Annotated in this window: 20 protein-coding genes; 10 read left to right on the forward strand and 10 right to left on the reverse strand. The window is 70.6% G+C overall.

Annotated features, from left to right (window positions below):
* Window positions 1-97: 97 nt before the first annotated feature.
* Window positions 98-943, forward strand: a complete 846-nt coding sequence (locus tag ACIQPT_RS23925; protein ID WP_401158273.1) for an HAD family hydrolase — start codon at window positions 98-100, stop codon at window positions 941-943.
* A gap of 499 nt (window positions 944-1,442) precedes the next feature.
* Here the strand turns inward: ACIQPT_RS23925 and ACIQPT_RS23930 are convergent, their stop codons facing one another.
* Window positions 1,443-2,267, reverse strand: coding sequence for an oxidoreductase (locus tag ACIQPT_RS23930; protein ID WP_401158275.1), 825 nt, complete (start codon window positions 2,265-2,267; stop codon window positions 1,443-1,445).
* A gap of 102 nt (window positions 2,268-2,369) precedes the next feature.
* On the opposite strand from ACIQPT_RS23930, the gene ACIQPT_RS23935 reads away from it, so the two are divergent.
* A complete protein-coding gene (locus ACIQPT_RS23935) occupies window positions 2,370-3,365 on the forward strand; it encodes an ATP-binding protein (protein WP_401158277.1) in 996 nt (331 codons plus the stop codon).
* Window positions 3,366-3,501: 136 nt separating this feature from the next.
* Here ACIQPT_RS23935 and ACIQPT_RS23940 read toward each other — a convergent pair whose 3' ends face one another.
* On the reverse strand, window positions 3,502-4,818 hold the full coding sequence (locus tag ACIQPT_RS23940) for a hypothetical protein (protein WP_401158279.1): 1,317 nt from the start codon (window positions 4,816-4,818) through the stop codon (window positions 3,502-3,504).
* Between the two features lie 348 nt (window positions 4,819-5,166).
* Here ACIQPT_RS23940 and acs point away from each other — a divergent pair, with 348 nt between their 5' ends.
* From acs to ACIQPT_RS23965, 5 genes are all read left to right on the forward strand, one after another.
* Complete coding sequence (gene acs / locus ACIQPT_RS23945; RefSeq protein ID WP_401158281.1) at window positions 5,167-7,173, forward strand: acetate--CoA ligase; 2,007 nt, start codon at window positions 5,167-5,169, stop codon at window positions 7,171-7,173.
* Between the two features lie 227 nt (window positions 7,174-7,400).
* Window positions 7,401-8,813, forward strand: coding sequence for a Na+/H+ antiporter NhaA (gene nhaA, locus ACIQPT_RS23950; RefSeq protein ID WP_401158283.1), 1,413 nt, complete (start codon window positions 7,401-7,403; stop codon window positions 8,811-8,813).
* Window positions 8,814-8,853: 40 nt separating this feature from the next.
* Entirely contained in the window at window positions 8,854-9,429 is a 576-nt protein-coding gene (locus ACIQPT_RS23955) for a phage holin family protein (protein ID WP_401158285.1), read from the forward strand.
* Window positions 9,426-10,463, forward strand: a complete 1,038-nt coding sequence (locus ACIQPT_RS23960) for an alpha/beta fold hydrolase (protein WP_401158287.1) — start codon at window positions 9,426-9,428, stop codon at window positions 10,461-10,463. The genes ACIQPT_RS23955 and ACIQPT_RS23960 overlap by 4 nt, the downstream gene beginning before the upstream one ends.
* A 115-nt stretch (window positions 10,464-10,578) precedes the next feature.
* Entirely contained in the window at window positions 10,579-10,782 is a 204-nt protein-coding gene (locus ACIQPT_RS23965; RefSeq protein WP_401158290.1) for a hypothetical protein, read from the forward strand.
* Window positions 10,783-10,808: 26 nt separating this feature from the next.
* Here the strand turns inward: ACIQPT_RS23965 and ACIQPT_RS23970 are convergent, their stop codons facing one another.
* The 3 genes from ACIQPT_RS23970 to nth all read right to left on the reverse strand — a co-directional run bounded on the left by ACIQPT_RS23970 (window position 10,809) and on the right by nth (window position 13,726).
* Window positions 10,809-12,014, reverse strand: a complete 1,206-nt coding sequence (locus ACIQPT_RS23970; protein ID WP_401158292.1) for a MarP family serine protease — start codon at window positions 12,012-12,014, stop codon at window positions 10,809-10,811.
* Window positions 12,015-12,105: 91 nt separating this feature from the next.
* The gene (locus tag ACIQPT_RS23975; RefSeq protein WP_401158294.1) at window positions 12,106-12,906 is read right to left on the reverse strand and encodes an NUDIX hydrolase; all 801 of its coding nucleotides are present in this window, start codon (window positions 12,904-12,906) and stop codon (window positions 12,106-12,108) included.
* A gap of 73 nt (window positions 12,907-12,979) precedes the next feature.
* On the reverse strand, window positions 12,980-13,726 hold the full coding sequence (gene nth, locus ACIQPT_RS23980) for an endonuclease III (protein ID WP_401158494.1): 747 nt from the start codon (window positions 13,724-13,726) through the stop codon (window positions 12,980-12,982).
* A 520-nt stretch (window positions 13,727-14,246) separates the two neighbouring features.
* Here nth and ACIQPT_RS23985 point away from each other — a divergent pair.
* A complete protein-coding gene (locus ACIQPT_RS23985) occupies window positions 14,247-14,921 on the forward strand; it encodes a Crp/Fnr family transcriptional regulator (protein WP_003967450.1) in 675 nt (224 codons plus the stop codon).
* A 120-nt stretch (window positions 14,922-15,041) separates the two neighbouring features.
* Here the strand turns inward: ACIQPT_RS23985 and ACIQPT_RS23990 are convergent, their stop codons facing one another.
* The 4 genes from ACIQPT_RS23990 to ACIQPT_RS24005 form a co-directional block, all read right to left on the reverse strand.
* Window positions 15,042-15,872 carry an MBL fold metallo-hydrolase gene (locus ACIQPT_RS23990; protein WP_401158296.1) on the reverse strand — a complete coding sequence of 277 codons (831 nt, stop codon included), beginning with the start codon at window positions 15,870-15,872 and terminating at the stop codon, window positions 15,042-15,044.
* Complete coding sequence (locus tag ACIQPT_RS23995; protein ID WP_401158298.1) at window positions 15,869-16,765, reverse strand: NUDIX hydrolase; 897 nt, start codon at window positions 16,763-16,765, stop codon at window positions 15,869-15,871. Before ACIQPT_RS23995 ends, ACIQPT_RS23990 begins: the two co-directional genes overlap by 4 nt.
* 209 nt (window positions 16,766-16,974) lie before the next feature.
* Entirely contained in the window at window positions 16,975-17,448 is a 474-nt protein-coding gene (locus ACIQPT_RS24000) for a RidA family protein (RefSeq protein ID WP_401158300.1), read from the reverse strand.
* Window positions 17,448-17,606: a DUF4177 domain-containing protein gene (locus ACIQPT_RS24005; RefSeq protein WP_019992579.1), complete on the reverse strand. Its 159-nt coding sequence runs from the start codon at window positions 17,604-17,606 to the stop codon at window positions 17,448-17,450. The genes ACIQPT_RS24000 and ACIQPT_RS24005 overlap by 1 nt, the downstream gene beginning before the upstream one ends.
* Window positions 17,607-17,678: 72 nt before the next feature.
* On the opposite strand from ACIQPT_RS24005, the gene ACIQPT_RS24010 reads away from it, so the two are divergent.
* Together ACIQPT_RS24010 and ACIQPT_RS24015 are read left to right on the forward strand one after the other, a co-directional pair.
* On the forward strand, window positions 17,679-18,656 hold the full coding sequence (locus ACIQPT_RS24010; protein WP_401158303.1) for an ArsA family ATPase: 978 nt from the start codon (window positions 17,679-17,681) through the stop codon (window positions 18,654-18,656).
* Window positions 18,653-20,173, forward strand: a complete 1,521-nt coding sequence (locus ACIQPT_RS24015) for an ArsA family ATPase (RefSeq protein ID WP_401158306.1) — start codon at window positions 18,653-18,655, stop codon at window positions 20,171-20,173. Before ACIQPT_RS24010 ends, ACIQPT_RS24015 begins: the two co-directional genes overlap by 4 nt.
* Before the next feature lie 105 nt (window positions 20,174-20,278).
* Here the strand turns inward: ACIQPT_RS24015 and ACIQPT_RS24020 are convergent, their stop codons facing one another.
* On the reverse strand, window positions 20,279-20,629 hold the full coding sequence (locus ACIQPT_RS24020; protein WP_006126397.1) for a WhiB family transcriptional regulator: 351 nt from the start codon (window positions 20,627-20,629) through the stop codon (window positions 20,279-20,281).
* Window positions 20,630-20,665 lie beyond the last annotated feature (36 nt).

Genomic DNA, 20,665 nt, shown 5'->3' on the forward strand with positions numbered 1-20,665 from the left:
TAGCACGGTCGCGAACGATCCGTGACTTCCATGGTGTACCCGAGGGCCTTCTCAGGCAAACCCACGCGCCGGAGTTTACGCCGAATGGCGGGCCCCTATGCTCAGCGTTGTGGAAAACTGCTTCTCGCCGCGCACAGCAGCCTTCTTTGACCTGGACAAGACGGTCATTGCGAAGTCTTCGACGCTGACCTTCAGCAAGTCCTTCTACCAAGGCGGACTGATCAACCGCCGCGCTGTACTGCGCACTGCGTACGCACAGTTCGTGTTCCTCGCCGGGGGCGCCGATCACGACCAGATGGAGCGGATGCGTGAATACCTCTCCGCCCTCTGCAAGGGGTGGAACGTCCAGCAGGTCAAGGAGATCGTCGCCGAGACCCTGCACGACCTGATCGACCCGATCATCTACGACGAGGCCGCCACCCTCATCGAGGAACACCACACAGCAGGACGCGATGTCGTCATCGTTTCGACCTCGGGCGCCGAAGTCGTCGAACCCATCGGCGAATTGCTCGGAGCCGACCGTGTCGTCGCCACACGCATGGTCGTCGGCGACGACGGCTGCTTCACGGGCGAGGTCGAGTACTACGCCTACGGACCGACCAAGGCCGAGGCCGTGAAGGCGCTCGCGGTCTCGGAGGGGTACGACCTTTCGCGCTGTTACGCCTACAGCGACTCGGCGACCGATGTGCCGATGCTGGAGTCGGTCGGCCACCCGCACGCGGTCAACCCCGACCGCGCGCTGCGCCGCGAAGCGACCCTTCGCGAGTGGCCGATTCTCGTCTTCGATCGCCCGGTCCGGCTCAAGCAGCGTCTGCCCGCCTTCTCGATGCCGCCCCGCCCCGCCCTGGTGGCGGCGGCCGCGGTCGGCGCGGCAGCCGTCACCGCGGGACTGGTCTGGTACGCCAGTCGTCGGCGTACCGCCTGCGCCACTCTGCCGGGATGAGACGGAGCGGGCCGGGGCGGAGCAAGCCGAGCCGGGGCGGAGCGGGCCGGGGTGGAGTGATTCGGGGTGAAGTGCTTCGCCGGGGCACCCCTCGCCCGATTCGCCCCTGATTGAACCTAAAAGTAAAGAAGCAGGGCCAGGGGTTTCCCTTCCCCTGGTCCTGGAGTACAAAGGATTTAACGGCCCGCGAGACCAAGGACATCCGTGAGGATGACCTGTAACGCAGCACGGCCCCACGGACCGCGCACGAAGGCCGAGCACCCACGCGACGTCGACCCGTCGATTACGGGCCAGCCGCACCAGGTGACGGGCAAAGTACCCGACCTGATGGGCAATTTACGAGGACGCTTGGTAACTGGGCGGACGTGCCAGCGGCGGTACCGCACTTCGGTACCGCCGCAACCCTTGCCCGAGCCGTCGCCCTCCGCCGCCCGCCGCGCCGCCTCCTCAGGACACCCACCCCCTCAGGTCACCCTCACCCTCGGGTCACGTCGGACCCTCAGGCGGCGCCGCGCTGAAGTGCCTCGCACACCGCGGTCGACTCGCGCACACCCAGCTCGATCGAGCGCCCGCAGTGAGCGATCCAGGCGGCCATGCCCTCCGGGGTTCCGGCCGTGTAGCCCTCGAACGCCGCGACATAGGCCGCCCGGCCCTGTTCCGCGTGCCCCACCTCGGCCGGGCAGATCGACTTCGGGTCCAGTCCGCTGCCGATCAGCACGATGCGCTCGGCCGTCCGGGCCACCAGACCGTTGTGCGAGCCGAACGGGCGCAGCGCCAGCAGTTCGCCGTGCACCACGGCGGCCGTGACCAGGGCGGGGGCGCTGCCGCCCGCGATGATCAACTGCGAGAGCCCTTCGAGCCGTCCGGCGACCTCCTCGGCCCCGGGCAGCGGCGCCTCGATCAGCGGCTCGTCGACGGACTCGCCCGCCAGCCGAGGACGCCCCACCGCATCGTCGGGGCTCGCCCCGCCGGCCGCCACCAGATGCAGACGAGCCAGCACCCGCAGCGGCGACTGCCGCCAGATGGAGAGGAGTTGACCCGCCTCCGCGGTGAGTCGCAGCGCGGCACCGACCATGCGCGCCTCGTCCTCACCACTGAAGTCGGTGCGCCGACGCACCTCTTCGAGGTTCCAGTCGGCACCGGCCAGTGCGGCCGAACCACGAGAACCCCGCAGTGCGGCTTCGGCCGTGACCTCATTGCTGCGGCGGCGCATGACGCGATGACCGTAGACCCGGTCGACGGCCTTGCGTACGGAGTCCACGGCATCGGGCACTCCGGGCAGGGAGCCGAGCGCGGCAAGCGGGTCTGAGGCAGTCGTACTCATAAGTAGCGAGGCTACGCGCCCGCCCCACCCGGACCACCCCCAAGTGGCCTTCTTCACGAACGATGACAGCACACCGCAATGAAGCCGCTACCCTAGGTGAACATGAAGATCGCTTTCGTCGGGAAGGGCGGCAGCGGAAAGACCACGCTGTCCTCGCTCTTCATCCGCCACCTCGCCGCCAACGAAGCCCACGTCATCGCCGTGGACGCCGATATCAACCAGCACCTGGGGGCCGCTCTCGGTCTGGACGATGCGGAGGCCGCCGCACTGCCCGCCATGGGCGCGTACCTCCCCCTCATCAAGGACTATCTGCGGGGCGCCAATCCCCGTATCGCTTCCGCCGAGACGATGATCAAGACGACTCCGCCCGGCGAGGGCTCCCGGCTGCTGCGGGTCCGCGAGGACAACCCGATCTTCGAGGCCTGCGCGCGTACGGTGCGGCTCGACGACGGGGACGTCCGGCTGATGGCGACGGGCCCCTTCACCGAGTCCGATCTCGGGGTGGCCTGCTACCACTCCAAGGTCGGGGCCGTGGAGCTCTGCCTCAACCACCTGGTCGACGGTCCCGACGAGTACGTCGTGGTCGATATGACGGCGGGCTCGGACTCGTTCGCGTCGGGCATGTTCACACGCTTCGACATGACGTTCCTGGTCGCGGAGCCGACCCGTAAGGGGGTGTCGGTGTACCGCCAGTACAAGGAGTACGCGCGCGACTTCGGCGTCGCCCTGAAGGTTGTCGGGAACAAGGTGCAGGGCCCGGACGACCTGGAGTTCCTGCGCGCGGAGGTCGGGGACGACCTGCTGATCGGGGTCGGCCACTCCGACTGGGTACGGTCGATGGAGAAGGGTCGGCCGTCCAGGTTCGAGCTGCTGGAGGCCGACAACCGGATGGCCCTGCAAGCACTGCAGGACGCCGCCGAAGACTCGTACGGGCTGCGCGACTGGGAGCGCTACACGCGCCAGATGGTGCACTTCCACCTGAAGAACGCCGAGAGCTGGGGCAACGAGAAGACCGGTGCCGACCTGGCCGCCCAGGTCGACCCCGCCTTCGTGCTCGACGAACGGCACGCCGGAGCAGCCGTGACCTCACCCGTCTGACGCGTCACGCGGGAGCCGCCACGGCCGCCGGGCCTGCTCACCACGCCCAAGTTCACCCCCGTGTTCGCCCCCGTGTTCGCCCCCGTGTTCGTCGGCCACTGGAAGGTGGCCGACGAACGATGACGATGCGGTGCGATCAGCGGGCGTCGCGGGCGGACGAACCCGCCTCACCCTTGTCCGCGGGACCGGCGGCAGCCGGCTGGGTGCCGAGGTAGGATGACCAGCCCGTCTTGGGCGCTTCGCCGACGCCGAGCGTGGTCAGCTTGGCCAGCGTCTTCGGGTCCTGCGCGTCCAGCCAGTCGGCGAGCTGCCGGAAGGACACACAGCGCACACCCTCCTTGGGGCACACCTTCGCGATGGTCTCCTCGATGGCGCGCATGTAGGTGCCGCCGTTCCAGGATTCGAAGTGGTTGCCGATGATCAAGGGCGCCCGGTTGCCGTTGTACGAGCGGTCGAAGGCCTGAAGCAGCCCGTCCCGCATCTGGTTCCCCCAGTACTCGTGCTGGGAGGGGTCCCCCTGGGTGGCCGTGCCGGACTGGTTGACCATGAAGTTGTAGTCCATCGAGAGCGTCTCGAAGGCGCGGCCGGGCATCGGGACGAGCTGGAGCGGGATGTCCCAGACCCCGTCCTTCTTCTTGGGCCAGACCTGGTTGCCGACGCCGCTGGAGTCGTAGCGGAAGCCCATGGTCCGGGCGGCGGCGATCATGTTCTTCTGGCCTTCGAGGCAGGGGGTGCGGGCGCCGACCAGTTCCTTGTCGTAGTCGAAGGGGAGCGGGGCCTCGCCCTTCAGCTCCGGAGTGTTGGTCTTCCAGCTCTTGACGAAGGCTTTCGCCTGGCTGATTTCGCTCTTCCACTCATCGACGGACCAGGTTCCGACGCCGCCGTCCTTGCCGCAGAAGTGGCCGTTGAAGTGGGTGCCGATCTCGTTGCCCTCCTGCCAGGCGGCACGAACCTCGGCGAGGGTGTTGCGGATGCCCTCGGTGTCGTTGAAGCCGATGTCGGAACGGCCCGGCGCGTGCTGGGGCGGGTTGTAGAGGTCCTTCTTCTCCTCCGGCAGCAGGTACACGCCGCTGAGGAAGTACGTCATGTTGGCGTTGTACTTCTTGGCGACGCCGCGGAAGTGCGAGAAGAGCTTCTGGCTGTCCTCTCCGGCGCCGTCCCAGGAGAACACCACGAACTGCGGAGGCTTCTCGCCGGGCGCCAGGCGTTCGACGGCCGGCATCTTCGGCTGGACCCCGGTGAAGGCGGTGGATCCGTCCCCGATGAGCTTGACCGCGTTCTTCGGGGCGGCGGCCGGAGGGTTCTCCTTGGCGCCGTGGGCGCCCTTCTCCGCGTCGGCCCCCGAGCCCCCGGACGCGGGCCCTCCGGATCCGGCCCCGGAGCAGCCCGCGAGAACGGCGACCAAGGCCGTGGTCATGACGCCCAAGGCGATCCTCTTCGTGGCGGCCATCATCCGCCCACCCTCTTCCTTGCAGGTTATTTGCGTTGAAGTGCCGACACGGCGCGGCCAAATTCGCACGCAGCCCCCTACAGAAAGAGCGACATACCGAATGAAAAGCTTCTTATTCACCAATAAGGGTTATCGACTAGCCCGAACGCCTCCGGCCTGAACCGGGCGAGCTCCGGACCCGTGCAACCAGATGCCCCCGTTCCGCACCACGCGGGGGACGGAACTGCCGTGCGCCACGCGTCGTACGGCGGCCCTCGACCGCGGAGCGGGATCATGGCTCCATACACGAAGACACAGGTCTAAACCAATTCCCGGCAGGCCCTTGTCACCTGGCCCCGCGCCTGATGAGCTATGCCCCGGGACACAACGGACACCCTGGGACTGGGAGAAGTCGTGAGCAACGAGAGCCTGGCCAACCTGCTTCGGGAAGAGCGGAAATTCGCTCCGCCTGCCGAGCTGGCCGCCAACGCCAACGTCACCGCAGAGGCGTACGAGCAGGCCGAGGCGGACCGGCTGGGCTTCTGGGCCGAGCAGGCCCGCCGCCTGACGTGGGCCACCGAGCCGACCGAGACCCTCGACTGGAGCAACCCGCCCTTCGCGAAGTGGTTCGCGGACGGCAAGCTGAACGTCGCGTACAACTGCGTGGACCGCCACGTCGAGGCCGGCAACGGCGACCGGGTCGCCATCCACTTCGAGGGCGAGCCGGGCGACAGCCGGGCCATCACCTACGCCGAGCTGAAGGACGAGGTCTCCCGGGCCGCCAACGCGCTGACCGAGCTCGGTGTCGGCAAGGGCGACCGGGTCGCCGTCTACCTGCCGATGATCCCCGAGGCCGCGATCGCGATGCTGGCCTGCGCCCGCATCGGCGCAGCGCACTCCGTGGTCTTCGGCGGCTTCTCGGCCGACGCCATCGCCGCCCGGATCAAGGACGCGGACGCCAAGGTCGTCATCACCGCCGACGGCGGCTACCGCCGCGGCAAGCCCTCCGCGCTCAAGCCCGCCGTCGACGACGCCGTCTCCCGCTTCGAGAACGTCGAGCACGTCCTGGTCGTCCGGCGCACCGGCCAGGACACCGCGTGGACCGAGGGCCGCGACGTCTGGTGGCACGAGATCACCGCCCGGCAGTCCGCCGAGCACACCCCCGAGGCCTTCGAGGCCGAGCAACCGCTGTTCATCCTCTACACCTCGGGCACCACGGGTAAGCCGAAGGGCATCCTGCACACCTCCGGCGGCTACCTCACCCAGGCCTCGTACACGCACAGCGCGGTCTTCGACCTCAAGCCGGAGTCCGACGTCTACTGGTGCACCGCCGACATCGGCTGGGTCACCGGGCACTCCTACATCGTGTACGGGCCGCTGGCCAACGGCGCGACGCAGGTCATGTACGAGGGCACCCCCGACACCCCGCACCAGGGCCGGTTCTGGGAGATCGTGCAGAAGTACGGCGTCACGATCCTCTACACCGCCCCCACGGCGATCCGTACGTTCATGAAGTGGGGCGACGACATCCCCGCGAAGTTCGACCTGAGCAGTCTCCGGGTCCTGGGTTCGGTCGGTGAGCCGATCAACCCCGAGGCGTGGATGTGGTACCGCAAGCACATCGGCGCCGACACGTGCCCGATCGTGGACACCTGGTGGCAGACCGAGACCGGCGCGATGATGATCTCGCCGCTGCCCGGTGTGACGGACACGAAGCCGGGAAGCGCCCAGCGCGCGCTGCCGGGCATCTCCGCCACCGTCGTGGACGACGAGGCCAACGAGGTGCCGAACGGCGGGGGCGGCTACCTCGTCCTCACCGAGCCGTGGCCCTCCATGCTCCGCACCATCTGGGGCGACGACCAGCGCTTCATCGACACCTACTGGTCGCGCTTCGAGGGCAAGTACTTCGCGGGCGACGGCGCCAAGAAGGACGAGGACGGCGACATCTGGCTCCTCGGCCGGGTCGACGACGTCATGCTCGTCTCCGGCCACAACATCTCCACCACCGAGGTCGAATCCGCCCTCGTCTCCCACCCCTCGGTCGCCGAGGCCGCCGTGGTCGGCGCCGCCGACGAGACCACCGGCCAGGCCATCGTCGCCTTCGTCATCCTGCGCTCCACCGCGACCGCCTCCGACGAACTCCTCGCCGACCTGCGCAACCACGTCGGCACCACCCTCGGCCCGATCGCCAAGCCCAAGCGGGTCCTGCCGGTCGCCGAGCTGCCGAAGACCCGCTCCGGCAAGATCATGCGCCGGCTGCTGCGCGATGTCGCCGAGAACCGCGAGCTGGGCGACGTCACCACGCTGACCGACTCCTCGGTGATGGACCTGATCACCACTCAGCTGCCGTCCTCCTCGTCCGACTCGTCCGAGGACTGACAGCACAGAACAGACGCATGAGTGACGCATGAGTACGGCTCCGATGGGCATCCGGCAACGCGCCGGGTGCCCATCGGGCGTACGGCCCGGGGATCGCCTCGTACGGCCCCGGTAGAGTGGGCGCTTCACCCACAACTCCAGAGAACATCTCCACAGGGGCGCCGGGAAGTCTGGTCGGCACATCGACCCGTCATGCCCACCCGCCGCCCGACCTGGAGGTCTCTCTCGTGGCACCGCCCAACCCGGCCACCCCCACACCGCCCCGACGCCCGTTGCTCGACAAGCTCTCCCTCCCCGAGCGGAACTACGTGGCGGAGGCGCTCCGCACCGAGACGGTCGGCGGTGTGCTGCTGCTCGTGGCGGCGGTCGCCGCGCTCGTCTGGGCGAACACCTTCGGCGGCTCGTACCGGTCGATCAGCGACTTCCACTTCGGCCTCGGCGCCCTCGGCCTGGACCTCTCCGTGGCGCACTGGGCGGCGGACGGTCTGCTCGCCGTCTTCTTCTTCGTCGCCGGTGTCGAGCTCAAGCGCGAACTGGTCGCGGGCGAACTCCGCGATCCGAAGGCCGCGGCCCTCCCCGTGGTGGCGGCCCTGTGCGGCATGGCCGTGCCCGCCCTCGTCTACACCCTCACCGCGGTCGTCGGCGGCGGTTCGACGGACGGCTGGGCGGTCCCGACGGCCACCGACATCGCCTTCGCGCTCGCCGTCCTCGCGGTGATCGGCACCTCACTGCCGTCCGCGCTCCGGGCCTTCCTGCTCACCCTCGCCGTCGTCGACGACCTCTTCGCGATCCTGATCATCGCGGTGTTCTTCACCTCGGACCTGAACTTCCCGGCGCTCGGCGGGGCCGTCCTGGGCCTGGCCGTCTTCTACCTCCTCCTCCGCTTCGACGTCCGGGGCTGGTACGTCTACGTACCGCTCGCCCTGGTCATCTGGGGCCTCATGTACAACAGCGGCGTCCACGCCACCATCGCCGGTGTCGCGATGGGCCTGATGCTGCGCTGCACCCGGCGCGAGGGCGAGAAGCACTCCCCCGGCGAGCACATCGAGCACCTGGTCCGCCCGCTGTCGGCCGGGGTCGCCGTCCCGCTGTTCGCCCTGTTCTCGGCCGGGGTCGCGCTGAACGGCGAGGCGCTGGCGGGCGTCTTCACCCGGCCCGAGACGCTCGGCGTCGTCCTCGGTCTCGTCGTCGGCAAGACCGTCGGCATCTTCGGCGGCACCTACCTCACCGCCCGCTTCACCAAGGCGGAGCTGAACAAGGACCTGGCGTGGCCCGATGTCTTCGCGGTGGCCACGCTCGCCGGCATCGGGTTCACCGTCTCGCTGCTCATCGGCGAGCTCGCCTTCGAGGGCGACCCGGACATGGTCAACGACATCAAGGCCGCCGTGCTGATCGGTTCGCTGATCGCGGCCACGCTCGCCTGTGTGCTGCTCAAGATCCGGGTACGCAAGTACCGTGTGCTGGTCGAGGCCGAGGAGCGGGACGAGGACGGATCCGGGGTACCCGACGTCTACGAGCAGGATGATCCGGAGTATCACCTGCGGATGGCCGCCATCCTTGAGCGCAAGGCGGCCGAACACCGCCGTCTCGCCGAAGAGCGGGCGGGGGCAGCGGGCAACAAGCCGAACAGTCCGGCATGATCTGACATCGGATGTGTCGAAGACGGAGAGGGAGTCAGGGATGAGCGACCCCGGCAACTACGTGGGCAGTGCGGACCGCAGCATCGGGCAGCTGGTCGCCTCGGCGACGGCCGAGATGTCCGCGCTGGTGCACGACGAGATCGCCCTGGCCAAGGCGGAGGTGCGGCAGGACGTCAAGCGCGGGGCGATCGGCAGCGCGGCGTTCATCGCCGCGGGCGTGCTGCTGCTGTTCACCATGCCGATGCTGAGCTTCGCGGCCGCGTACTGGATCCACAGCTCGGGCCTGGGTCTGGCGTGGTGCTTCCTGATCGTGGCCGGCGCCTTCATTCTGCTGGCCGCCCTGATCGGGTTCATCGGCCTGCGGAAGTTCAAGAAGATCAAGCCGCCGGAGAAGTCCATCGCCTCCGCCAAGCAGACCGCGGCCGTCCTGCAGAACGCCAAGCCGCATCCGCGCGCGTCCATCGAGGCCGCCGCGATCATCGAGCGCTCCGGCGGCTCCGGCAGCACCCTGGCGAAGAAGAGCGACGGGAGCGGCTCCGCTGTCGGCTCCGGTGTCGGGACCGGTGTCGGGACCGGTAAGGACGAGGCCGCCGCTGTGGCACGCTCGTCCACATGACGGTTCCCGATTCCAGTGCGTTCGGCCCGACGGGTCCGGTGGACCCGGTGGGTTCGGCCGGCCCGTCGGCCCCGGCAGACCAGGCCGCCACGAGCCCCGCGGGCCGGGCCGCCCCCACCGGGGGTCCGGTGCGCCTCGACGGCCCCTGGGCCCACCGCGACGTGGCGGCCAACGGTGCCCGGTTCCACATCGCGGAGATGGGCGAGGGGCCCCTGGTGCTCCTGCTGCACGGCTTCCCGCAGTTCTGGTGGACCTGGCGTCACCAGCTGACCGCACTCGCCGACGCGGGCTTCCGGGCGGTCGCGATGGACCTGCGCGGGGTGGGCGGCAGCGACCGCACCCCGCGCGGTTACGACCCCGCCAACCTGGCCCTCGACGTCACCGGGGTGATCCGCTCCCTCGGCGAGCCCGACGCGGCCCTGGTCGGCCACGACCTCGGCGGCTACCTCGCCTGGACGGCCGCCGTGATGCGGCCCAAGCTGGTCCGCCGGCTCGCCGTCTCCTCCATGCCGCACCCGCGCCGCTGGCGCTCCTCGATGCTGTCCGACTTCGCCCAGTCGCGGGCCGGTTCGTACGTCTGGGGCTTCCAGCGCCCCTGGCTGCCGGAGCGTCAGCTCCTCGCGGACGACGCCGCCCTGGTGGGAGGCCTCATCCAGGACTGGGCGGGCCCCCGCACCCCGGAGTTCCCCGACGAGGAGACCCTGGACGTCTACCGGCGGGCCATGCGGATCCCCTCCACCGCCCACTGCTCGATCGAGCCGTACCGCTGGATGGTCCGGTCGATGGCGCGTCCGGACGGTATCCAGTTCAACCGGCGGATGAAGCGTCCGGTCCGGGTGCCCACGCTGCACCTGCACGGGTCGCTCGATCCGGCGGTCCGCACCCGTAGTTCCGCGGGGTCCGGCCAGTACGTCGAGGCGCCCTACCGGTGGCGACTTTTCGACGGTGTCGGTCACTTCCCCCACGAGGAGGATCCGATCGGCTTCTCCACCGAACTCATCAACTGGCTCAAGGACCCCGAGCCCGATCGGTAGCCGCCCGCCCGGCGTGGGCACGCGTGTCCGACGAACAGCCAATTGCCTGCCGCATAGGCCAATTGGCTGACTCGCACACGATTACCGACCTTGGGACACGGGCAGACGTCGGGGTATGGGCTGGACGCACGACTTCACTGACGAAGCACGCAACCGCCGCTCCACCGCGTCAGCCGGTGTGAGCACTCATGAGGGGGGCGGCCTCCGCGGCCGGGTGCACGACGTGCATGACCTTCACCGTTCCCGTCTCGGGATTCCGCGCATCCTCCGCCGTCGGGCCCGCTGGGTCTCGGCGCGGCTCCGCCACCCCCGTAACTGACCCCACCGGCCCGGCCAGGACACGCCTCAGAGGGCACAGCCCTGGCTGTCGACCTGCTGGTTGGCCGTGCGGCCGATCTCGATGTCCTCGCGGATCTCGTCGGCCGTCAGCGCGTAGCCGGTGTCCGGGTCGTCGAGCGACTTGGCGAACACCACTCCGTACACCTTTCCGTCCGGAGTGAGCAGCGGGCCGCCCGAGTTGCCCTGACGCACCGTCGCGTAGAGCGAGTACACATCGCGGCGCACCGTGCCCCGGTGGTAGATGTCCGGGCCGTCGGCGTCGATACGGGCGCGGACGCGGGCGGAGCGCACGTCGTACGCGCCGTTCTCGGGGAAGCCCGCGACGATCGCGCTGTCGCCGGTCTCCGCGTCGTCGTCGGTGCCGGTGAACTGCAGGGGCCTGGCCCGGAGGTCGGGGACGTCCAGGACCGCGATGTCGCGCTGCCAGTCGTAGAGGACGACCTTCGCGTCGTACAGCCGGCCCTCGCCGCCGATCTGGACGGTGGGCTCGTCCACGCCGCCGACCACATGGGCGTTGGTCATCACCCGGCGCTCGGAGAAAACGAAGCCGGTCCCTTCGAGGACCTTCCCGCAGCTCGGGGCCGTCCCCACGACCTTGACGATCGACTTCTTGGCGCGGGCGGCGACCGGGCTGCCCACGAGGGTCGGATCCGGGGCCTTGACCTCGGTGATCGGTTCGTTGGCGAACGGGCTGAAGACCTGCGGGAAGCCGTTCTGCGCGAGGACGGAGGAGAAGTCCTGGAACCAGCTGGGCGCCTGGTTGGGCATCACCCGGTCGACGCCGAGCAGGACCGAGGAGTTGCGGACCTCCTTGCCGAGCGTCGGCAGCGAGGTGCCCGCCAGCAGCAGGCCGATCATCCAGGCCACCAGCAGCATGGCCACCACATTGACCAGGGCGCCGCCGGTGGCGTCCAGGGCGCGCGCGGGCGACCACGTGATGTACCGGCGGAGTTTGTTGCCCAGGTGGGTGGTGAAGGCCTGGCCGATCGAGGCGCAGACGATCACAATGACGACCGCGCCGATGGCGACCGCGGTGGACACCTCGGCGTCCTCGGTCACCCGGCCCCAGATGACCGGCAGCAGATAGACGGCGATGAGCCCGCCCCCGAGGAAGCCGATCACCGACAGGATGCCGACGACGAAACCCTGGCGGTAGCCGATGACCGCGAACCACACGGCGGCGAGCAGCAGGAGGATGTCGAGCACGTTCACCGTCTGTAGCCTCGCACTTTCGTCACCTGGCCCGTCGGTGGTGACGGGGTCCGGGCCGGGCCCGGATCAGCGCAGCAGGAGAGCCAGCGTGTCATGCGCGCCAGTCGAGCGGCACCTGCCTGGCCCTGTCCCAGGGGCGTTCCCATCCCGCGTAGTGCACAATCCGGTCGATCACTCCGGCCGTGAATCCCCAGACCAGAGCCGATTCGACCAGGAATGCCGGGCCGCTGTGGCCGCTCGGGTGGACGGCCGTGGCCCGGTTCGCGGGATCCGTGAGATCCGCCACGGGGACCGTGAAGACGCGGGCCGTCTCGGCCGGATCGACCACCCCGACCGGGCTGGGCGCGCGCCACCAGCCGAGCACGGGCGTCACGACGAAGCTGCTGACCGGGATGTAGAGCCGGGGCAGCACGCCGAAGATCTGTACGCCCCGGGGGTCGAGCCCGGTCTCCTCCTCCGCCTCGCGCAGCGCCGCCCGCAGGGGCCCTGTGGTGGCCTGGTCGCCGTCCTCGGGGTCCAGCGCGCCGCCGGGGAAGGACGGCTGCCCGGCATGGGAGCGCAGCGTTCCGGAGCGCTCCATGAGGAGCAGTTCGGGTCCGCGCTCCCCCTCGCCGAACAGGACCAGGACGGCGGACTGCCGGCCCGCCCCGCTCTCGGGCGGCAGGAAGCGGCTGAGCTGCTGCGGCCGGACGCTGCGCGCGGCGCGGGCGACGGGGTCGAGCCAGGCGGGCAGGCCGTCGGTGGTGACGGAGACGGCAGGATCGGGAGCGCGGCCGCCATCACCGCCGGTGTGCGACGGCCCCTCGGCGGCGTCGCTCCTGACGTGCGCCGTGCCGTGCGCCTGGGCCGTGCCCTGTGTGTGCGCGTGCGTCGTGCCGTGTGTGTGCGTCATAGGCACCCCCGTCGTTTCACAACGCCTGTCGTCGGCCATTTCGTTCCGAGCCCTTCCCTGCCCAGGGGTGCCCTCACCCGGCCCCCAGCGCGGGCGCGGGCTTGCCCGGGTAGTCGGCGGGCGGGCTGAGCCGCTGGCCCGGATGGCCGCCCATCTCGTACTTCAGGAGCTTCCTGGCCTTCTCCGGATCGGTCTCGCCCTCCCCGTACGACGGGCAGAGCGGGGCGATGGGGCAGGCCCCGCAGGCGGGCTTGCGGGCGTGGCAGATCCGGCGGCCGTGGAACACCACGCGGTGCGAGAGCATCGTCCACTCGCTCTTCGGGAAGATCTCGGCGACCACCGCCTCGACCTTCACCGGGTCCTCCTCGTCGGTCCACTTCCAGCGCCGCACCAGACGGCCGAAGTGCGTGTCGACGGTGATGCCGGGGACCCCGAACGCGTTGCCCAGGACGACGTTGGCGGTCTTGCGGCCGACGCCGGGCAGCGTGACGAGGTCCTCCAGCCGTCCCGGCACCTCGCCGCCGAACCGGTCCCGGAGGGCGGCCGAGAGGCCTATCAGCGACTTGGTCTTCGCCCGGAAGAACCCGGTCGGCCGGATGATCTCCTCCATCTCCTCCGGCACGGCCGCCGCCATGTCCTCGGGGGTGGGGTAGGCGGCGAAGAGCGCGGGGGTGGTCTGGTTGACCCTCAGGTCGGTGGTCTGGGCGGAGAGGACCGTGGCCACGAGGAGCTCGAAGGGGTTACGGAAGTCCAGCTCGGGATGGGCGTACGGATAGACCTCGGCGAGCTCGCGGTTGATCCGGCGCGCCCGGCGGACCATCGCGAGATGCGACTCCGCCTTGGGGGCCTTGAGGGCCTTGGACACCTTGGCCGGTTGGGGCACCTTGGCCGGTTTGGCGGCTTTCGACGTTTTCGACGTTTTCGACGTTTTCGATGCTTTCGCTGGTTCGGCGGGCGTTGACGATGACACTGCGGACCTCCTGGCCGACTTCCGGAGCGGCTTCCCCGGCTCTCCGGGGGAGCCGTGCACCTCTCCGAGGGAGCCATTCGCGGCAATCCCGGGGCGCGACCGAGGCTGTTCGCCCACAGCGGAATCGTCGCCCTTCAGCACCCCGTCAGCCCCCTTGGCCTGCGCTCTCCCCGGCGTTCTGGACACCCGGCCAGCCTAGAGCCAGGCACCGACAACCACCGCTGTCACGGCGGATCCACCCCCGATCGGCCCCCTGCCGTAGGGTCCGGCACGCCCGTGCGTCAAACTGGTTTGTGATTGATCGCACTGTTTTACCGTCCGGCATGATGGGGACCACGGTTCCCTGAACAGGCCGACAAGGAGAGAATTCGTGGACGACGTTCTGCGGCGCGCCCCGCTTTTCGCGGCGCTCGATGATGAGCAGGCCGCGGAGCTCCGCGCCTCGATGAGTGAGGTGACCCTCGCGCGCGGAGACGCGCTGTTCCACGAGGGCGACCAGGGTGACCGCCTGTACGTGGTCACCGAGGGCAAGGTGAAGCTCCACCGCACCTCGCCCGACGGGCGCGAGAACATGCTGGCCGTGCTCGGCCCCGGCGAGCTGATCGGTGAGCTCTCGCTCTTCGACCCCGGCCCGCGTACGGCGACCGCCTCCGCGCTGACCGAGGTCAAGCTCCTCGGCCTCGGCCACGGCGACCTGCAGCCCTGGCTGAACGCCCGGCCCGAGGTGGCCACCGCGCTGCTGCGCGCGGTCGCCCGACGGCTGCGCAAGACCAACGACCAGATGTCCGACCTGGTCTTCTCCGATGTGCCGGGCCGTGTCGCCCGTGCCCTCCTGGACCTGTCGCGCCGCTTCGGCGTCCAGTCCGAGGAAGGCATCCACGTCGTGCACGACCTCACCCAGGAGGAGCTGGCCCAGCTGGTCGGCGCCTCCCGCGAGACGGTCAACAAGGCGCTCGCGGACTTCGCGGGCCGCGGCTGGCTGCGCCTGGAGGCCCGTGCGGTCATCCTGCTGGACGTGGAGCGGCTGGCGAAGCGTTCGCGCTGAGCCCGCCCCCGTACCCCCGTACGGGACCGATGTCCCGTGTGACGTGACGCGAAGGGCCCCGCCGACCGGAGTACGCACCGGTCGGCGGGGCCTTCCCGTTCACGCGGCGCCGGACATGCCCTAGATGAGCCCGTGCCCGGCGAGGTACTCCAGCTGCGCCCGCACCGACAGCTCGGCGGCCGGCCACAGGGAGCGGTCCACATCGGCGTACACCTGCGCCACCACCTCCGACGGCGTACGGTGCCCGGCCTCCACCGCCGTCTCCACCTGGGCGAGCCGGTGCGCGCGGTGGGCCAGGTAGAACTCCACCGCCCCCTGCGCGTCGTCCAGCACCGGCCCGTGGCCCGGCAGCACCGTGTGGACGCCGTCGTCGACCGTCAGCGACCGCAGCCGCCTGAGCGAGTCCAGGTAGTCGCCGAGCCGCCCGTCCGGGTGCGCGACCACCGTCGTACCGCGGCCGAGGATCGTGTCGCCCGTCAGCACCGCCCGGTCGGCGGGCAGATGGAACGAGAGCGAGTCCGCGGTGTGCCCCGGCGTCGGCACCACGCGCAGCTCCAGGCCGCCGGTGGTGATCACGTCGCCCGCCCCGAGGCCCTCGTCGCCCAGCCGCAGCGCCGCGTCCAGGGCCCGCACCTTCGTCCCCGTCAGCTCCGCGAACCGGCCCGCGCCCTCCGCGTGGTCGGGGTGCCCATGGGTCAGCAGCGTGAGGCCCACGCGCCGCCCGGACCGCTCCACCGCCCCGATCACGGCCCGCAGGTGTACGTCGTCGAGCGGCCCGGGATCGATGACGACCGCGAGATCGGAATCGGGCTCGGCCACGATCCAGGTGTTCGTCCCGTCGAGCGTCATCGCGGACGGGTTGGGCGCGAGGACGTTGACCGTACGGGCGGTCGCGGGCCCGGAGACCACGGTTCCGCGCGGCTGTCCGGGCAGGGAGGCCGCGTCGCTCACGCGCCACCACCCCCGGATCCCGCCGCGGGCACGTGTTTGGTGAACTCGTCGTGCCCCGGCCAGCTCAGCACCAGCTCACCGCCCTCCAGGCGGGCCTGCGCGAGCACCGGGGTCAGGTCCTGCCCGTCGGCCGCCCCGAGCGCCTCGGCGGCCGTCCTGTACGGCGTGAGGGCCCGCAGCGTGGTCACGGTGGGCGGCATCATCAGCAGCTCGCCCGCGTCGTAGCGGCGGGCCGCCTCGGCGGGGGCGATCCACACCGTGCGGTCGGCCTCGGTGGAGACGTCCCGGGTGCGCTGCCCCTCGGGAAGCGCGGCGACGAAGAACCAGGTGTCGTACCGGCGCGGCTCGAACTCCGGGGTGATCCAGCGCGCCCAGGCGCCCAGCAGGTCCGAGCGCAGCACCAGTCCGCGCCGGTCCAGGAACTCCGCGAAGGACAGGTCCCGGGCGACCAGCGCCTCCCGGTCGGCCTCCCAGTCCTCCCCGGTCGTGTCGCCGACCACGGTCGTGGCGGTCGGCCCCGCGAGCAGGACGCCCGCCTCCTCGAACGTCTCGCGCACCGCCGCGCAGACGACGGCCTGCGCCTCGGTGACCGTCGCCACGCCGAGCCGGGCGGCCCACTGCTCCAACGGAGGCCCGGCCCACCCGATCAGCCGGTCGTCGTCGCGCGGATCGACTCCGCCACCCGGATAGGCGTACGCGCCTCCGGCGAACGCCATCGAGGTGCGGCGGCGGAGCATGTGCACGACGGGGCCGGACGCATCGCCCCGCCCGCCCGGGTCGCGGAGCAACATCACGGTGGCGGCCCGCCGGGGTGTCACGGCCGTCAGCTCACCGGCGGCGAGGGCCCGGATCCGGTCGGGCCATTCCGGGGGGTACCACTGACCTTGGGACATGGCCGGAGGCTATCCGGAACCGCGCCGATGTTCGAGGGGCTCCGTGATCGTCACAGGGGCCCGCCATGCCCCGTACACGCCCGCCATACTCCGTACACGCCCGGCATGCCCCGTACACACGCGGTCCCGATACACACGCGATCCCGCCCGGTCGCGGGACCGGACGGGATCGGGAGGAACATCGAAAAGGGGTCGGTACGGCTTACGGCTCAGGCCTCGTCGTCGAGCTCCACCTGGACCTCGACCTCGACCGGTGCGTCCAGCGGCAGCACGGCGACGCCCACGGCGCTGCGGGCATGCACACCCTTGTCGCCGAGGACCGCGCCCAGCAGCTCGCTGGCGCCGTTGATCACAGCGGGCTGCCCGGTGAAGTCGGAGGCCGAGGCGACGAAGCCCACGACCTTCACGACGCGCTTGATCCGGTCCAGATCGCCGGCGACCGACTTCACGGCGGCCAGGGCGTTGAGCGCGCAGGTCTTCGCGAGCTCCTTCGCCTCGTCCGGCGTGACCTCGGCGCCGACCTTGCCGGTGACGGCGAGCTTGCCGTCCACCATCGGCAGCTGGCCGGAGGTGTACACGTACACCCCGGACCGCACGGCCGGCTGGTACGAGGCCAGCGGCGGCACGACGGCGGGCAGGGTCAGGCCGAGCTCGGCGAGCCGCGCCTCGACGGCGCCCGCCACTACGGCTTCTCCCGCTTCAGGTAGGCCACGAGCTGCTCGGGGTTGTTCGGGCCGGGAACGACCTGGACCAGCTCCCAGCCGTCCTCGCCCCAGGTGTCCAGAATCTGCTTGGTCGCGTGCACGAGAAGGGGCACGGTCGCGTATTCCCACTTGGTCATGGGCCCGACTGTAACGCCTGGCACGTACGGTCCCGTGCGTAGCCCGGGGCCGGACTGGTTAGGCTCGAATACGTGAGCAGGTTCCAGGTCGTCAGCGGCAAGGGCGGTACCGGTAAGACCACGGTCGCCGCCGCCCTCGCGCTCGCCCTCGCGACCGAGGGCAGGCGCACCCTCCTCGTCGAGGTCGAGGGCAGGCAGGGCATCGCCCAGCTCTTCGATTCCGACGCGCTCCCCTACGAGGAGCGCAAGATCGCCGTCGCGCCGGGCGGCGGCGAGGTGTACGCGCTGGCCATCGACGCCGAACGCGCGCTCCTCGACTACCTCCAGATGTTCTACAAGCTCGGCAGCGCCGGCCGGGCCCTGAAGAAGCTCGGCGCGATCGACTTCGCCACCACCATCGCGCCCGGCGTGCGGGACGTCCTGCTGACCGGCAAGGCGTGCGAAGCCGTACGCCGCAAGGACAAGCAGGGCCGGTTCGTCTACGACCACGTGATCATGGACGCACCGCCGACCGGCCGGATCACCCGCTTCCTGAACGTCAACGACGAGGTCGCCGGGCTGGCCCGGATCGGCCCGATACACAACCAGGCCCAGGCCGTGATGCGGGTCCTGAAGTCCCCGCAGACCGCGGTCCATCTGGTGACCCTCCTGGAGGAGATGCCGGTCCAGGAGACCGCGGACGGCATCGCCGAGCTGCGCGCCGCCGAACTGCCCGTGGGCAGCGTCTTCGTGAACATGGTCCGCCCGCATCTGCTGGACGAGGACGCCCTGCGCACCGCGGCGGGCGGCCGCCGCAAGGAGATCGCCAAGGCGCTGACCCGGTCCGGAGTGACCGGTTCCGCGGCCCTCGTACGCCCCCTGGTCGAGCAGGCGGCCCAGCACGCCGAGCGGGTCGGCCTGGAGCGGGAGCAGCGCGCGGTGCTGGCCGGGCTCGGCCTGCCGACGGCGGAGCTCCCGCTGATCGGCGACGGGGTGGACCTCACCGCGCTGCACGACCTGGCCACGGAGCTCCGTAAGCAGGGCGCGGGCGAAGAGGGGGACGCGGCATGACGGCGGACACATCCGGTACGGATCAGGCGCTGCCGACGGCGGCGGACGGCGGTCCGGCCACGGACGGCGGGCCGGCCACCGACGGCGGTCCGAGCACCGACGGTGGCCTGGACACGGACGCGTTGCTAGACGACGCGGGCATCCGGATCATCGTGTGCTGCGGCTCCGGCGGGGTCGGCAAGACCACGACCGCCGCCGCCCTCGGCGTACGGGCGGCCGAGCGCGGCCGGAAGGCCGTCGTCCTCACCATCGACCCGGCCCGCCGGCTCGCCCAGTCCATGGGCATCGACCGGCTGGACAACGTGCCCCGGCGGGTCGACGGCATCGACGGCGAGGGCGAACTGCACGCCATGATGCTCGACATGAAGCGGACCTTCGACGAGACGGTCGAGGCGCACGCGGACGCCGAGCGGGCCCGGGCGATCCTGGAGAACCCCTTCTACCAGTCCCTGTCGGCCGGGTTCGCCGGTACGCAGGAGTACATGGCGATGGAGAAGCTCGGGCAGCTGCGGGCCCGCGACGACTGGGACCTGATCATCGTCGACACCCCTCCCTCGCGCTCCGCGCTGGACTTCCTCGACGCCCCGAAACGGCTCGGGTCGTTCCTCGACGGGAAGTTCATCCGGCTGCTGATGGCGCCCGCGAAGGTGGGCGGCCGGGCCGGGATGAAGTTCCTCAATGTCGGTATGTCGATGATGAGCGGAACGCTGGGCAAGCTGCTCGGGGGCCAGTTCCTGCGGGACGTCCAGACGTTCGTCGCCGCCATGGACACCATGTTCGGCGGCTTCCGCAGCCGGGCGGACGCCACGTACAAGCTGCTCCAGGCGCCCGGCACGGCCTTTCTCGTGGTCGCGACCCCGGAACAGGACGCGCTGCGCGAGGCCGCCTACTTCGTGGAACGGCTGGCCGCCGAGGACATGCCGCTGGCCGGTCTGGTCCTCAACCGCGTGCACGGCAGCGAGGCTTCGCGGCTCTCCGCCGAGCAGGCGCTGACCGCCGCAGAAAATCTTGACGACGCCCGCATTGTGGATCAGAGGGCCGGGAAAGCTGGCCTTGGTGACCAGGAAGCCCCCGACCCGGCGGTCACCGCTTCCGGAACGACCGAGCCGCCCCTCTCCCCCGAGGCCGGGCAGGCGTCCGGCACCGAGCCCGCAGCCGAGCACCAGGACACGACGGAGAACGAACCGCCCCAGGCGAACAACGACAACACCGCGAACACCAAGAACATCGCGACCGCCCCCGAGGGCGACACCGCCGACGCGATCGACACCGCCGACGCCACCGACGTCATCAGCATCGAGGAACTGACGGCGGGTCTGCTGCGCCTGCACGCCGAGCGCATGCAGGTCGTCGCCCGCGAGCACCGCACCCGCGACCGCTTCACCGCTCTGCACCCCGAGGTGCCGGTGACGGCCGTGGCGGCGCTGCCCGGCGACGTACACGACCTGGACGGCCTCCGGGCCATCGGCGACCGCCTGGCGGGCGGTTCCGCCCCGGCTCCGGCCGGAGCGGCGTAGACACCGTCCCGAGCGGCGGGGCCTGACCTCGCGGTGACCGGCCTCGTGCCGTCGACCTCGTGACGCCGGCCTCGTGACGCCGGGCCGGCCTCATGGTGCCCGCGCTTACCCCACGGCAGCGTACGTCTCGTGCAGCTCCTCGTCCTCCAGCCCGATGACTCCGGGCAGAATGCCGGTGGACCGCTCGTACTCGCTGCGCGCGGTCTCCAGCAGTCGGCGCCAGGACGTGACGGTCGGCCGGCGGCGCAGCAGTGCGCGGCGCTCCCGCTCCGTCATTCCGCCCCACACGCCGAATTCGACGCGATTGTCCAGCGCATCGGCCAGGCACTCGGTCCGCACCGGGCATCCGGTGCACACCGCCTTGGCTCTGTTCTGCGCTGCCCCTTGTACGAACAGTTCATCCGGATCGGTAGTGCGGCAGGCTGCCTGCGCACTCCAGTCGGTTACCCAGCCCATGCCGGCGCCGTCCTCTCCCGAATCGAGGCTCCCCCA

The organism is Streptomyces sp. NPDC091289, from assembly GCF_044757365.1.
Taxonomy (GTDB): Bacteria; Actinomycetota; Actinomycetes; order Streptomycetales; family Streptomycetaceae; genus Streptomyces.